Annotated in this window: 1 protein-coding gene; it reads left to right on the plus strand. The window is 56.6% G+C overall.

Annotated features, from left to right (window positions below):
* Positions 1–297 (plus strand): EAL domain-containing protein (locus tag EE949_RS28920; protein ID WP_164666849.1); only part of this gene is annotated, 297 nt, incomplete at both ends.

Here is a 297-nt window from a genome sequence, read left to right on the forward strand (position 1 = left end):
CAAACACATACGCAGCCTGGGCGTATCGCTGTCCATCGACGACTTCGGGACCGGTTATTCGTCACTCGCTTACCTGAAACGGCTGCCGCTGGACACGCTGAAAATCGATCGCTCCTTCATCATCGACATTCCAAAGTCGCCCCAGGACATGGAGATCGTCCAGGCGATCATTGTCATGGCCCACACCCTGCACCTCAAGGTGGTGACTGAAGGTGTCGAAACGCCCGCACAGCTGGAATTCCTGAGTCAGTTCGGCAGTGATTATGTGCAGGGCTACCTGTTCAGCAAGCCCCAGCC

The sequence above is a fragment of the Pseudomonas viridiflava genome (genome assembly GCF_900602065.1).
Classification (GTDB): domain Bacteria; phylum Pseudomonadota; class Gammaproteobacteria; order Pseudomonadales; family Pseudomonadaceae; genus Aquipseudomonas.